The 14938-nt window shown below is 36.2% G+C and carries 12 protein-coding genes; 5 read left to right on the forward strand and 7 right to left on the reverse strand.

From position 1 onward, the window contains the following. Nucleotides 1–294: 294 nt before the first annotated feature. The 7 genes from CRI88_RS16030 to dnaA all read right to left on the reverse strand — a co-directional run bounded on the left by CRI88_RS16030 (nt 295) and on the right by dnaA (nt 10151). The gene (locus CRI88_RS16030; protein WP_101966850.1) at nt 295–1377 is read right to left on the reverse strand and encodes an HD-GYP domain-containing protein; all 1083 of its coding nucleotides are present in this window, start codon (nt 1375–1377) and stop codon (nt 295–297) included. Between the two features lie 142 nt (nt 1378–1519). Further along, nucleotides 1520–3988 carry a DNA gyrase subunit A gene (gyrA, locus tag CRI88_RS16035; protein ID WP_089933324.1) on the reverse strand — a complete coding sequence of 823 codons (2469 nt, stop codon included), beginning with the start codon at nt 3986–3988 and terminating at the stop codon, nt 1520–1522. A 25-nt stretch (nt 3989–4013) separates the two neighbouring features. Further along, on the reverse strand, nt 4014–5948 hold the full coding sequence (gyrB, locus tag CRI88_RS16040) for a DNA topoisomerase (ATP-hydrolyzing) subunit B (RefSeq protein ID WP_051891598.1): 1935 nt from the start codon (nt 5946–5948) through the stop codon (nt 4014–4016). 92 nt (nt 5949–6040) lie between these two features. Continuing rightward, entirely contained in the window at nt 6041–7156 is a 1116-nt protein-coding gene (gene recF / locus CRI88_RS16045; RefSeq protein WP_036119574.1) for a DNA replication/repair protein RecF, read from the reverse strand. Between the two features lie 3 nt (nt 7157–7159). Then, a complete protein-coding gene (gene yaaA / locus CRI88_RS16050; protein ID WP_036119572.1) occupies nt 7160–7384 on the reverse strand; it encodes a S4 domain-containing protein YaaA in 225 nt (74 codons plus the stop codon). Nucleotides 7385–7495: 111 nt separating this feature from the next. Further along, a complete protein-coding gene (gene dnaN, locus CRI88_RS16055; RefSeq protein WP_036119570.1) occupies nt 7496–8632 on the reverse strand; it encodes a DNA polymerase III subunit beta in 1137 nt (378 codons plus the stop codon). Between the two features lie 169 nt (nt 8633–8801). After that, nucleotides 8802–10151 carry a chromosomal replication initiator protein DnaA gene (dnaA, locus tag CRI88_RS16060; RefSeq protein ID WP_036119568.1) on the reverse strand — a complete coding sequence of 450 codons (1350 nt, stop codon included), beginning with the start codon at nt 10149–10151 and terminating at the stop codon, nt 8802–8804. Between the two features lie 607 nt (nt 10152–10758). On the opposite strand from dnaA, the gene rpmH reads away from it, so the two are divergent. The 5 genes from rpmH to mnmE all read left to right on the forward strand — a co-directional run bounded on the left by rpmH (nt 10759) and on the right by mnmE (nt 14913). Next, the gene (gene rpmH, locus CRI88_RS16065; RefSeq protein WP_004233310.1) at nt 10759–10893 is read left to right on the forward strand and encodes a 50S ribosomal protein L34; all 135 of its coding nucleotides are present in this window, start codon (nt 10759–10761) and stop codon (nt 10891–10893) included. Between the two features lie 100 nt (nt 10894–10993). Next, on the forward strand, nt 10994–11338 hold the full coding sequence (rnpA, locus tag CRI88_RS16070) for a ribonuclease P protein component (protein WP_036119559.1): 345 nt from the start codon (nt 10994–10996) through the stop codon (nt 11336–11338). A gap of 368 nt (nt 11339–11706) precedes the next feature. Further along, the gene (gene yidC, locus CRI88_RS16075) at nt 11707–12477 is read left to right on the forward strand and encodes a membrane protein insertase YidC (RefSeq protein WP_025115704.1); all 771 of its coding nucleotides are present in this window, start codon (nt 11707–11709) and stop codon (nt 12475–12477) included. Next, on the forward strand, nt 12474–13277 hold the full coding sequence (jag, locus tag CRI88_RS16080; protein WP_058844070.1) for an RNA-binding cell elongation regulator Jag/EloR: 804 nt from the start codon (nt 12474–12476) through the stop codon (nt 13275–13277). The genes yidC and jag overlap by 4 nt, the downstream gene beginning before the upstream one ends. Nucleotides 13278–13527: 250 nt before the next feature. Continuing rightward, the gene (gene mnmE, locus CRI88_RS16085; RefSeq protein ID WP_036119549.1) at nt 13528–14913 is read left to right on the forward strand and encodes a tRNA uridine-5-carboxymethylaminomethyl(34) synthesis GTPase MnmE; all 1386 of its coding nucleotides are present in this window, start codon (nt 13528–13530) and stop codon (nt 14911–14913) included. Nucleotides 14914–14938: the final 25 nt, after the last annotated feature.

Genomic DNA, 14938 nt, shown 5'->3' on the forward strand with positions numbered 1-14938 from the left:
CATTATTTCACTGTCACCTCTTGGCGACTCATTTATAATATCAAGATTCTAAAACTATGTCAACACTTTCTCCGAAAATATTTAAATGCAAGATAATTAAATGCGTTTAAACACCATCATAGCAAATAAGACTACTACCTAATGGATTAATATTGTCTGTTATTTTATAAAAATATACTATCCAGACACTTAGTAAAGAAGATGCAAACTATACTCAACATGGACACATACTTTACTAATGGCATTAAGGGTCAAAAAATGGCAAGCCATAATATATGGTTTGCCCTAATATTTTTAAAGACTTGTTATAATTCGTGAAATATAAAAACTACGATTTTTTCCTAAATCGAAAATTTCTCCTGAATGGATTAATTTAATGAGTGGACGTGTTGGTGCAAATTTATTTACAAACATTACTTCACCACGTTCCAAATTAGACAGTTCAACAATCGTACCTATAGGAAGATCTGCAACAATATCGATTAAAGCACGTACTACTTTAATATCGAACTTCCCAAACTCAGATTCATTAATCATTTCTATAACTTTAAATGAAGATTGTTTTGATCTATATACTCGTTCACATGTCATAGCATGAAAGACATCTGCCACAGCTATAATTTGAGCAAAAATTGAGATATTAGCGATCTTTTCACCTTTCGGATAGCCGCTTCCATTTAAACGTTCATGGTGTTGGAAAATTGCCTCTTTCATTGTCTCCTTTAAAATCGTTAAATCTTTTACCATATTATAGCTATAAATTGGATGTTTATAAATTTCATCATACTCTTGCTCTGTTAAAGGTGTCTTCTTATCTCTAATACGTGGGTGTACTTTAGCCATACCACAATCAGCTAATAAACCACCTATTGCAACTTGAATGGTAATCCCTCTATCATAACCAAGCTTTTGAGCAATCACTGCGGAAATCAAACCAGTTGCAACACAATGGTGATACAAGTAGTCTTTCGCATTTGAATACTCATTTAAATCAAATATAATTGTACGATCATCTAGGACCATCTCTACTAGAGGTAAAATAATTGTCCTTGCCTTGGCAATATCTACTTTTGCTCCGGCTTCCCAATTTTTAAATTCTTTTTTGAATTGTTCAACAGAATTATTATAGACTTTTCTAAAAGTCGGTATTTCTTCTATCACAACCTCAACATCATTTTCTTTCTTCTCTACTCGAGTATCGTTTCCATTTTTATAAACGGGGACGTTGAAAATATTAAACGCATGAAATACTTGCAAATGTACGTAGGAAATCATCGTATCTTTAAAAATGATTGGATACTGTGTATTAGCAAAAATATCTTCAGAAATTACTTTACCAACGCCTAACTCTGAAATCGGAACATATATAGTTTCCACGAAATGAACACCTCTCCACTGTTTCTTGCTTCAAATAAGGTATCTTCATTTTATCATGGAATTCTAAATAATTACTTATTTTTCATTATTTACGTAAAAAAAACCGATGAACGACATGTAATTCTGTCGTCATCGGTTGAAATTATTCCTCTATTTCATCTTCTTCGTCTTCTGGAGACTCTTCAGCTTTTTCAACTTTAGCTACAGTCGCAACTAATTCGTCGTCTCCTAATCGAATTAAACGAACTCCTTGCGTACTACGTCCAATTAATGAAATATCATTGATATCCATACGGATCAACATACCGTTGATTGTAATAAGCATGAGATCTTCAGAACCATCAACTGTTTTCACAGCTACCATAGGTCCATTTTTATCTGTAATCTGGATGGTTTTCAGACCTACACCACCGCGACTTTGTAAACGATATTCATCTTCAGAAGTACGTTTACCGTAACCTTTTTCAGTAACTACTAAAATTTCTTGCCCTGGTTCGACAATCTCCATGCCTACTACTTCGTCACCATCACGTAGCTTAATGCCTCGCACTCCACCAGCTGTACGACCCATAGAACGAATGTCATCTTCTTGGAAACGAACGAGCATACCATCGCGTGTACCAATAATCACTTGCTTATCTCCATCTGTTAGACGTACAGAAATAAGATCATCATCTTCTCGTAAGCTAATAGCTATTAAACCATTTGTTCGAATGTTAGCAAATTGTGAGACAGGTGTACGTTTCGTAATACCTGTTTTCGTCGTAAAGATAAAGTAAGCATCTTCATCAAACGATCCAACGCGAATCATGGCTGTTACTTTTTCACCTTTATCTATGTTGAGTAGGTTTACAATTGGTAATCCTTTAGCGGTACGACCGAATTCTGGAATTTCATATCCTTTTGCTCTAAATACTTTACCTTTTGACGTAAAGAATAAAATTGTATCATGGGTAGAGGTATTCATTAGATGCTCTACAAAATCATCTTCGTTTGTCCCCATTCCTTGTACACCACGACCACCACGCTTTTGACTACGATATGTATTCGCAGCTAAACGCTTGATATAGCCATTATGTGTTAAAGTAACAACTGAGTTTTCAACAGGAATTAAGTCCTCATCCTCAATCATTTCTAGACCACCAGATGTAATCTCAGTACGGCGTATATCATTAAAACGTTCTTTCACCTCTAAAATTTCAGTACGAATAATATCCACAATTTTTTCTTCATCCGCTAAAATTGCTTTTAAATCCGCAATAAGAATTTGAAGCTCTTGGTATTCTGCTTCAATTTTTTCACGTTCTAATCCACTTAAGCGAACTAAACGCATATCTAAAATAGCTTGAGCCTGGCGCTCTGATAAGCTAAAACGCTCCATTAATTGCGGCTTTGCTTCTTCGCCGCTACGCGAACCACGAATGATGGCAATTATTTCATCAATATGATCGAGTGCAATTCGTAAGCCTTCTAAAATATGAGCACGATCTTCAGCCTTTCGAAGTTCGAATTCTGTACGACGACGAATAATTACCTTTTGGTGCTCTAAATAATGGTAAAGCATTTCTTTTAAGCCCAATACTTTTGGTTGACCATTTACTAATGACAGCATATTGATACCAAAGCTTGATTGCATAGCTGTTTGTTTATATAAATTATTTAAAACTACATTAGCGTTGGCATCTTTACGAACTTCAATGACTACTCGCATACCGCGACGGTCAGATTCATCACGTAAATTTGTAATACCATCTATTTTTTTATCACGTACAAGCTCTGCAATTTTTTCAATAAGCTTAGCCTTATTCACTTGGTAAGGTAATTCATGAATAAGAATGGTCTCCTTACCATTTGACTTTTGCTCAATTTCCACCTTCGCGCGAATAATGATGGAACCGCGTCCAGTTTCATAAGCTCTGCGAATACCACTACGCCCTAAAATCAATCCTCCAGTAGGGAAATCAGGACCTGGAATAATATCCATTAACTCCTCAGTAGTAATGGCTGGATTTTCAGAAAGTGCTATAACAGCATCAATTGTTTCTCCTAACTGGTGAGGAGGAATATTCGTTGCCATACCAACGGCAATTCCCGCAGCACCGTTCACTAAAAGGTTTGGATAGCGACTTGGTAAAACAATTGGTTCTTTTTCTGATCCATCATAGTTATCAGTGTAGTCAATTGTATCTTTATTGATATCACGAAGCATTTCCATAGCTATTTTAGACATACGTGATTCTGTATAACGCATGGCTGCTGCTCCATCACCATCAACAGAGCCAAAGTTTCCGTGACCATCAACAAGCATATAACGATAACTAAAATCTTGCGCCATACGTACCATTGCATCATAAATGGATGAGTCACCATGTGGATGGTACTTACCCATTACATCCCCAACAATACGTGCTGATTTTTTGTAAGCTTTATCTGCGGTGTTACCTAATTCCTGCATCCCATATAAAATACGACGATGAACTGGTTTTAATCCATCACGTACATCAGGTAATGCACGCGATACAATTACACTCATTGCATAATCAAGAAAGGATGTTTCAATTTCTTCTGTGATATTAACTCCTTTAACACCGGAGCGTTCTTGTTCTGACAAAGTGTAGACCTCCTCTCAAGAAAAATTAGATATCTAAATTAGCGTATACGGCATTTTCCTCGATAAATTGACGACGAGGTTCAACTTCATCGCCCATTAAACGCTCAAATGCTTGGTTAGCTTTAATTGCATCATCTAATTCTACTTGTAATAATGTGCGGTACTCTGGATCCATTGTTGTTTCCCAAAGTTGCTCAGCGTTCATTTCACCAAGACCTTTATAACGCTGCACATTTGGTTTTGGCATTTTGGGTAGTCGTTCTATAATTTCTTTTAATGTTTCTTCATCGTAGCAGTACTCAATATGCTTACCTTGTTTCACTTGATAAAGTGGTGGCTGTGCAATATAAATATAGCCTGCTTCTATAAGTGGTCGAAGGAAACGGAAGAAGAATGTTAAAAGTAATGTACGAATATGTGCTCCATCGACATCGGCATCTGTCATGATAATGATTTTATGATAACGAGCTTTTTCTAAATTAAACTCTTCACCAATACCTGTGCCGAATGCTGTAATCATTGCACGAATTTCCGCATTCGATAAAATTTTATCTAGTCGGGCTTTCTCAACGTTAAGAATCTTACCACGTAAAGGCAAAATCGCTTGGAAGTGACGGTCACGTCCAGATTTAGCCGAACCGCCGGCTGAATCACCCTCAACAATATAAATTTCACAATCAGCGGGGATAGTAGAAGAACAGTCAGCTAATTTACCCGGTAAGCTTGATACTTCAAGTGCATTTTTACGACGAGTAAATTCACGTGCCTTTTTCGCAGCTACACGTGCACGGGCAGCCATTAAACCTTTTTCTACAACCTTACGAGCAACAGTTGGATTTTCTAACATAAAACGTTCAAAGCCATCTGAGAATAATGAATTAGTAATTTGACTTACTTCTGAATTCCCTAGCTTTGTTTTCGTTTGTCCTTCAAATTGTGGATCTGGATGTTTAACAGAAACAATAGCTGTTAACCCTTCACGTACATCCTCGCCTGTAAGATTGGCATCAGATTCTTTAAGCAATCCATTTTTTCGAGCATAGTCGTTAATAACACGTGTAAGGGCTGTTTTAAAACCAGACTCATGTGTACCGCCTTCATACGTATTAATATTATTAGCAAATGAAAAAATATTAGAGGAGAATCCAGCATTGTATTGCATAGCAATTTCCACTGAGATGCCATCCTTCTCTCCAAGAACATCAATTGGATCATGGATTGGCTCTTTAGATTGGTTTAAATGCTCAACATAAGATCGAATACCACCTTCATAGTGATATGTAGTTGAACGAACCTCTTCTTCTCGTTCATCAGCAATCGTAATCTTAATACCACGATTTAAATAAGCCAATTCTCTAATACGATGAGCTAAAATATCATATTCATAAACAGTCGTTTCTTTAAAAATTTCTGGATCAGCTTTAAATCGCGTTGTTGTACCATTGTGGTTTGTTTCACCGATCACCATTAATTCTTGAACAGTTTTCCCACGTTCAAACTTAATTTCATGAATATGACCTTCACGATGAACCTGAACAATTGTTTCAACAGAAAGTGCATTCACCACTGATGCCCCAACTCCATGAAGACCACCAGAAACTTTATAGCCTCCACCGCCAAATTTACCACCAGCATGTAAAACTGTCATAATAACTTCAACAGCTGGCTTACCCATTTTTTCTTGAATGCTAACTGGAATACCTCGACCGTTATCTTCTACGCGAATCCAGTTCTCTTTTTCAATTGTTACTTGTATGTCAGTACAAAATCCTGCAAGAGCTTCATCGATACTATTATCAACAATTTCCCATACTAAATGGTGAAGCCCTTTAGAACTTGTTGAACCGATATACATCCCTGGTCTTTTACGTACTGCCTCTAAACCTTCTAGTACCTGTATCTGATCGGCTTCATAAGCTTGGTTTTGTAAACCTTCGTTCTCTATAGCCACGGCTTTCATCTACTCCTTCATAACATCATTGTGTGTAAATGAATGAACAGTCAACCGAGCTGACTATTACCATTCTTTTGTAATCTAAAAAACTACCCTGGCTAACTTTTTTCAATCGCACCTTGTTTCACGTGGAACAGTTGAGCCTGTTCCATCGTTTCATGATGAATTCCATCCACACTTGTAGTTGTTACAAAGGTTTGGACTTCACCTTGAATGGTATTTAATAAATGCGATTGACGATAATCATCGAGTTCCGACAAAACATCATCTAAAAGTAGTATGGGTGTTTCTTTTGTTTCTTGTTTAATTAATTCAATTTCAGCAAGCTTTAAAGACAATGCAGTTGTACGTTGTTGTCCTTGAGAGCCATAAGTTTGAACATCATAGCCATTTACTAAAAACTGCAAATCATCACGGTGTGGGCCAACAAGTGTCACACCCCTGTCAAATTCACGTTCTCTCGCTTCAATCAATTTTTGATGTAAAGTATTTTCAATTTCACTGGTAGAGTGTTCTTTTTCAATACCAGCTACCGTACGATATTTTATAACCAGTGTTTCCTTGCCTTGTGATATGCCTGCGTGTATAGGTTCAGCCCACTCCTGCAATAAATCCATAAATTGAAATCTTTTACGAATAATTTGGGTAGCTGCATGAATATATTGTTCATTGTAGACCTCATACATCACATCATTTGACATGGACTTGCCTTGATTCATCTTTAAGAAATGGTTACGTTGTTTTAAAACTTTTTGAAAGGTCAATAAATCATGTAAATAGACAGGCGAAATTTGCCCAATCTCCATATCAATAAAACGTCGGCGTATTTGAGGACTCCCCTTTACAACGTTCAAGTCTTCTGGCGCAAACATAACAACGTTCATTTGACCAATATAATGACTGAGGCGACTTTGCTCTATATGATTTATCTTGCCCTTTTTACCTTTCTTTGTAATCGTAAGTTCGATTGGTAAAATACCATGCCTTTTTTTAACGGCCCCTTCTATTTTACCATAGTCTGAATCCCAACGTATCAATTCTTTATCGTTCGTTGTTCGATGGGATTTAGCCATTGCTAAAACATAGATGGACTCCATAACATTTGTTTTTCCTTGAGCATTTTCACCAATAAAAACATTAATTTTTGGAGAAAAGTTTAAAGCTAAGGCATCATAGTTACGATAATTTGTAAGTTTTATTTGCTCAATATACATAATTTATTGTCCAGCTGGTCCTACGATTTGGAAGCGACCACATCCTGGAATATTTATAACGTCTCCGTCACGTAATTTTCGACCTCGACGATCGTCTACTTCTCCATTTACATATACAGCATTTTCTTGTAAAAACCACTTGGCCATGCCACCTGAACTAATGGCATCAGTGATTTTTAAAAGCTGCCCTAACGTGATGAACTCCTCATCAATTTTAATGTCCTGCATAGTGTGTTTCCCTCCGAATACAGACTGTCTATCTCTCTATCATACCTAAAATTACGCCATAAGTAAAAAAAGATAGTCACAATAGCGACTATCTTAGCAGTTATGAAATTCTTAATAAGTTCGTACAGGTAAAATCAATTGTAAAATAGCATCATCGTGAACGGAGCGTAAAATAAATGGTCTCATCGCTCCTGTAAATTGAATAACTACATCTTGGCCATCAATTGCTTTTAAAGCTTCCATCATATATTTTGCACTGAAGGAAATTTTCAAGCTTTCTCCTTCTAATGATTCAACAGGAATTTCTTCTTGCACTTTACCGATCTCCGGAGAATTAGAAGAAACTTCAACTGCTTGGTTATCTAATATTTCAAAACGTACAACATTGTTACGATCTCCTCGTGCAACAAGTGACGCACGATCGATAGCTTGTAATAAAGCTTTACCGTTAATCGTTACATTTGTTTGATATTCTTCAGGGATTAAACGCGTTGTATCTGGGTAATTGCCTTCCAGTAAACGAGAGAAGAATAATACATCACCAGTTTTAAATAATACTTGCTGACTTGTAATAACAATTTGCACTAGATTTGTAGAATCTTCTAGTACTTTATTTAATTCATTTAAACTTTTCCCTGGAATAACTACGCTATGTTCAACTTCTGGCAAATTTTCCAATTGCACTTTACGTCTTGCTAATCGATGACTATCTGTTGCAACACAGATTAAAGTTTCGTTTTTGATCTGCCAGTTTACACCTGTCAACACTGGTCTACTTTCAGAAGTGGCAACAGCAAATACTGTTTCACGGATAATTGTTTTTAAAAGATCAGCCGGAATAGTAAATTTTTGATCTTCCGTTAATTCTGGTAATAATGGGTACTCTGCTGCATCAGAGCCAATTAGATGGAACTCAGATTTACCTGAACGAATATGCGTTTGGAAACCTGGTGTTACTTGGATTTCAACATCGTTTGTTGGTAATTTACGTACAATTTCATTAAACATACGTGCTTGTACAACAATAGATCCTGTTTCAGTAATGTGAATAATTTGTTGTCCATCTTCCTCTACTGGAATAAATGTTTGAATTGTAATATCAGCATCACTACCTGTTAAGCGGATACCTTCCTCTGTTACATCAATTTTAATCCCTGTTAAAATCGGAATAGTTGTTTTTGAACTTACTGCTTTCATGACATCATTTAAACCCTCTAATAAACGGTCACGTAAAATATCAAATTTCATTCTATTTCCCTCACATATTTATATTATTTATTTATATAAAATAAAAAGATATAGTAATAGGCCCTGTGGATTTGTGGATAAGTGTATTTTTATGAATAAAATCAGTCTATCCACATGTAGATAGACTGTGTATAAGTTTGTGTTTAAATAGTTGGTTTGTCCACAGTAATTACTTACCTAACATACTACGAATTTGTTTAACATCTTGTTGTAGTTGAACGTCATCTTTCAACATAGAAGATATTTTTTCGTGTGCATGGATGACAGTCGTATGATCACGACCACCAAATTCTTCGCCAATTTTCGGCAGCGAAAAATCTGTTAATTCGCGTGATAAATACATAGCGATTTGACGTGGGAAAGCAATTAATTTTGTACGTTTTTTGGCAGAGAAATCTTCTAAACGTATATTAAAATGTTCCCCTACTGCATTTTGAATATCTAGTATTGTCACTGCTCGCGGCTTTGAATTTGGGATTATATCTTTTAATGCCTCAGCTGCTAATGTTGCCGTAATATCTTTGTTCACCAGTGAAGAATAGGCGACGACGCGAATAAGCGCACCTTCAAGCTCCCTAATATTGGAGTCAATCTGGTTCGCAATATAAAGCATTACTTCATTTGGTACCTCTAGACCATCTGCTTTTGCTTTTTTGCGCAAGATAGCTATACGAGTTTCCAAATCAGGCGGCGCAATATCAGTTATTAACCCCCACTCAAAGCGTGAACGTAGACGATCTTCCAATGTTGGAATTTCCTTAGGAGGACGGTCACTGGATATAACAATTTGTTTTGATTCTTCATGTAAAGTATTAAAAGTGTGGAAAAATTCTTCTTGAGTTGATTCTTTTCCAGCAAGGAATTGAATATCATCAATTAGCAGTACATCCACGTTGCGGTACTTATTGCGAAAATCAAGTGCTTTGTTATCACGAATAGAGTTAATAAATTCATTTGTAAATTTCTCGGATGATAAGTAGACTACTTTTGCATTTGGATTATGTTCTAAAACATAATGGCCAATCGCATGCATTAAGTGTGTTTTACCTAGCCCAACTCCCCCATAAATAAAGAAAGGATTATATGCCTTTGCAGGGGCTTCAGCGACAGCTAACGAGGCAGCGTGTGCAAAGCGGTTACCAGAGCCAATAACAAACGTATCAAAAGTATATTTCGGATTTAACATACCTGGTGAAATATCATGGTGATCGTTATTTTTCGCTTGGATAATCGGCGCCGGCAAATCGAAATCGTCCGAATCCTGGTTTTTTTGAACAACAAATTTAATAAGCAAGTCTTCGCCTGTAAGCTCCGTTAATATACCTGTAATCAAATGAATATAATGATTCTCAAGCCAGTCTCGAGCAAACGAATTAGGCGCAGCTATTGTCACAGTGGAACCACTACCATTATAAGATAGTAGTTTTGTAGACTTTAGCCACGTTTCGAAGCTTGGTTTAGAAATTTTTTGTTCAACTTGAGCCAGGACATTATTCCATAGTTCTTCTAAATGTTCCAAGCTGCTAATCTCCTTTACAGTGTTCAATACATAAAAAAAAATCGCATTTATAGAAATGGTAAATACGTTCATATTACAACTCGTCCACATAATCACAAGCTGTGGATAAAAGTTAACCAAAGGCTGTGATAAAAATTATCCACAGCATATTAACAGTTGTGGATAATTAAAATGTTCATTTCAGTTTTCAACAAAGTGAAGCACAGTAATCGTATCAGAAAAACAAAGCTATTTCAATAGTTTATGAAACTTATCCACATAGCTTGTAGTTATGCACTTTAGAGTTGTCCACAAGCACTGCTTATGTGAAAAAGCTGTAGATAATCGTTGTGGATAAAAAATAATGCAAAAAATACTATACACAACTCTGTGTAAAAAAAACAAGTACTCTGTGGATAAATATTTTATGTTCATGCAATAAATAATCTTTGAATTAGTAAAGATCCAAACGCCCAATGAGGGAAGATGCAATAGATTGATTTTGATACATAGATTAGCTGGTTAAAAGAAATTTATGAAATACATTGACAAAATAACTAGAAACTTTATATAATATTCGAGTCTGTATGTTGAAAAATTCAACTCATATCAGGAGGTGTCTATATAAATGAAACGTACTTACCAACCAAAGAAACGTAAGCACAGCAAAGTTCACGGTTTCCGCGCACGTATGAGCACGAAAAACGGTCGCAAAGTTCTTGCTGCTCGTCGTCGTAAAGGAAGAAAAGTTTTATCAGCATAAAATAAGTCCACTGAGCCACATCAGTGGTCTTTTTTTTCTTTATTTTTGGTAAACCTAGAAATGAGGATCAAAAGATATTATCTAATAGCAGGTGAAAGAAATGAAAAAACGCCAAAGAGTGAAAAAAAATGATGATTTTCAAAAGGTGTTTAAAAAAGGTAAATCTTTCGCTAATCGTCAGTTTGTTGTTTATTTTTTAGCAAAAGAAGGGCAAACAGAATTTCGTGTAGGTTTATCGGTTAGTAAAAAGCTTGGAAATGCGGTAACACGCAACAAAATAAAACGCTATATTCGACAAAGTATTCAAGAATTAAAGGATGATTTAAAGCCGAATATGGATTATGTTATTATCGCCAGACATCCGGCGGCCACTATGGATTTTCATGAAGTGAAACAAAGTTTGCAGCATGTACTACAAATCGCAAAGGTAATGAAGAAAGTGTAATGTATGCAAGCAAGTGGTGAAAATACGCCTGTACTGTTAGTAATGGAGTAGAAATAGAGCGGTTTTGCATACAATTATAAATAGAGGAATATACGCGTAGGGGTATTTGTAGCGTGCGATTTCATAAAAAAATATGTAAAATTCGCAACATAACTTAGGAATAAGTATATGTAGTTAGAATATTTAGTAGAGTGAACGTTATAGGCGTGATAAAATAACTGATAACTTTATCTTTATTGAGGACGTCCCAAACGCTGGCTAAATCATGATAAAGTAGCTGGCAGATCTTGAGGTAGGAAACTGCCAGTGAATGAAGAAATGCATATAGAATGAAGAAAAAGTGAATAGTAATTGTAGGGGGAAGAAGGTTGAAAAAACAACATTGGGTAATTTTGTCACTAGTATCAGTAGCCTTACTACTTTCTGGTTGTACAGAATTCAATGAACCAATTTCAAAAGACAGCACAGGCTTCTGGAATGAATTCATTGTTTGGCCGTTGGTATCAGCGATAAAATACTTTGCTGATTTGCTCGGTACGTATGCATGGGGGATCATTGCCGTAACGATTATTATTCGTTTAGCAATTTTACCTTTGATGATTAAACAAACAAAGAGCTCTAAAAAGATGCAAGAAATTCAACCAAAATTGAAGGAACTGCAGAAGAAGTATGCTTCTAAGGATGCTCAGACACAACAACAATATCAGCAAGAAATGATGAAGCTAATGAGTGAATCTGGAGTAAACCCACTAGCAGGGTGTTTACCAGTAATCATTCAAATGCCAATTTTAATTGGTTTCTATCATGCAATTAGTCGTATGAATGCTACATCTACATTTGATTTAGGAAATTTCTTTATCTTCCCGTTAGCAGATCCTGCACCTGCATTAGCAATTACGGCAGGTTTAATGCAATTTATCGTATTACGTACAGGACCAGCAATGGATAATCCTCAAATGAAAATCATGATGTATATTATGCCATTCATGATCATTGGTTTTGGTATGGCCTTACCAGCTGCATTATCACTATATTGGGTAATCGGGAATATTATTTCGATTTTCCAAAACCTGTATATTTATAAACCTTGGAATAAAGATAAAACACAACCTGCTCAAAATGGAGGGGCTAAAAAGTGAAACAACTTACGCAAATAGGCGCAACAACACAAGAAGCGATCTCATTGGCGTTACAGAAACTTGGCAAAACCCGTGAACAAGTAGATGTTGAAGTTTTACAAGAAGGTAAAAAAGGATTTTTAGGTTTTGGTGCACGTTCTGCAGAGGTACGTGTAACAGTAAAGGAAGTTCAGGTTCCGACAATTGAAAGTGACAAAGCCGAACCGCAAAATGCGACTAAATTAGACGAACCATTAGTAGTAGATGATGTTGAAACAATAAGTTCACAAGTTTCTGAACAACCAAGTGAAATCGAAGAAGTTCAACAAATCGTAAAAGAGCAAAATGAGGAAGAAGACACGGCAAACCCAATTGAAGAGGCAAAAGCTTATTTACAAAGTATTGCTGAACAGTTGGCTATTGATGATCTTGATATTGCTACGACTCGCGAGGGGAAATATGTATTATTTCAACTAAAAAGTGAGAAAGCTGCACTGCTTATAGGAAAACGTGGTCAAACACTAAATTCCTTACAGCAATTGACGCAACTCGTATTGAATAAAAGCGCCAAGCAGTTTTTAATGGTGAAATTGGATGTAGAAAACTATCGCGAACGTCGACAAGAAGCTTTAGAATTACTTGCAGATCGAATGGCGGATAAAGCATTACGCTTAAATCAACGTGTGGCATTTGAACCAATGCCGTCTTACGAGCGAAAAATAATTCATAATCAATTAGCAAATCGTCTAGATCTTGAAACGTATTCAGAAGGCACAGAGCCTAATCGTTATTTAGTGATTGAACCAGTAAATAATAATTAGTCTGCTGCTGTAAACATACAGACACTATATATTGAAAGGTCATTTTATCTTCGTGATAAAATGACCTTTTTTAGTGAGGCAAAGAATAGTGATTTTTGTCGAAAATAAGATAACCTAAAAAATTGATATTATCCACATTTGGAAATGATCCTTACTTTAGATTTTGTTGAAAATATGTTAGTCTAAGGTGTTAGTAAGTATTGGTCGGTTTCGATTATCCACATGTGGATAACGTTGAGGAGGTCATTAAATGGAGTTCGATACAATTGCTGCGATATCCACACCTATGGGTGAAGGTGCCATAGCTATCGTTCGTTTAAGTGGGGACGAGGCAGTGACAATTGCAGATAAAATATTCAAATCACCTGGTGGGAAAAGTTTAACAACGAAAGATTCGCACACCATTCATTATGGTCATTTAGTTGATCCTAAAACAAGTGAGGTAGTAGAGGAAGTAATGCTATCACTGATGCGTGGACCAAAAACATTTACACGTGAGGATGTAGTTGAAATAAATTGTCACGGTGGACTAGTTTCAGTGAATCGTGTATTGCAACTTGCGTTAACGAATGGAGCAAGATTAGCTGAGCCTGGCGAATTCACAAAACGAGCGTTTTTAAATGGACGTATTGATTTATCTCAGGCTGAAGCGGTTATGGATCTGATAAGAGCTAAAACAGATCGTGCGATGAATGTTGCTTTGGGTCAAATGGATGGAAAATTATCGAGACTTATTGGTGATTTACGCCAAGCTTTACTAGAGACATTGGCACAAGTAGAGGTTAATATAGATTATCCGGAGTATGATGATGTAGAAGAAATGACAGTACCTGTATTAGTAGAAAAATGTACATGGGTAAGAAATGAAATTAGTAAACTTCTGCAAACATCTTCTCAAGGAAAAATTTTACGCGAGGGCTTATCAACTGTTATTTTAGGTCGTCCAAATGTAGGGAAGTCTTCTCTTTTAAATAGCTTAGTACAAGAAAATAAGGCCATAGTGACAGATATTGCAGGGACTACTCGTGATATTATAGAAGAGTATGTCAATGTACGCGGTGTTCCACTTCGTTTAGTGGATACGGCAGGTATTCGGGAGACAGAAGATATTGTTGAACGAATTGGAGTAGAACGTTCTCGAGAAGCTCTTCGTGGAGCAGATTTAATTTTGTTTGTATTAAACTACGCAGATGAATTAACTGCTGAGGATGAGCGTCTATTCAAAACAATTGAAGCGATGGATTACATCGTTATTGTCAATAAAACAGATTTACCGCAAAAAATTGATTTAGCACGTGTCGAAGAATTAGCTGATGAGCATCGTATTGTAACGACTTCCTTGTTACAGGAAGAAGGCATTACAGAGCTAGAAGAAGCCATTGCTGCTTTATTCTTTGAAGGACAAATCGAAGCGGGCGATTTAACATATGTTTCAAATGCAAGACATATTGCACTTCTGCACCAAGCACAGGCAACGGTTGAAGATGCAATAGCAGCTGCACAGGAAGGTGTACCAGTTGATATGGTACAAATCGATGTAACAAGAACATGGGAAATACTTGGTGAAATCATTGGTGACACTGTACAAGAAAGCCTAATTAATCAGCTATTTTCACAGTTCTGCTTAGGAAAATAAATTGATAAGAGAAAGGAAGATACGA

Source organism: Lysinibacillus fusiformis (assembly GCF_002845985.1).
Lineage (GTDB): Bacteria > Bacillota > Bacilli > Bacillales_A > Planococcaceae > Lysinibacillus > Lysinibacillus fusiformis_D.

Bases quoted from the DNA above. Each gene is read 5' to 3' on its own strand.
- gyrB (WP_051891598.1), bottom strand. From the start codon at position 5,948: ATGAAAGCCGTGGCTATAGAGAACGAAGGTTTACAAAACCAAGCTTAT.
- recF (WP_036119574.1), bottom strand. From the start codon at position 7,156: ATGTATATTGAGCAAATAAAACTTACAAATTATCGTAACTATGATGCC.
- yaaA (WP_036119572.1), bottom strand. From the start codon at position 7,384: ATGCAGGACATTAAAATTGATGAGGAGTTCATCACGTTAGGGCAGCTT.
- dnaN (WP_036119570.1), bottom strand. From the start codon at position 8,632: ATGAAATTTGATATTTTACGTGACCGTTTATTAGAGGGTTTAAATGAT.
- rpmH (WP_004233310.1), top strand. From the start codon at position 10,759: ATGAAACGTACTTACCAACCAAAGAAACGTAAGCACAGCAAAGTTCAC.
- rnpA (WP_036119559.1), top strand. From the start codon at position 10,994: ATGAAAAAACGCCAAAGAGTGAAAAAAAATGATGATTTTCAAAAGGTG.
- mnmE (WP_036119549.1), top strand. From the start codon at position 13,528: ATGGAGTTCGATACAATTGCTGCGATATCCACACCTATGGGTGAAGGT.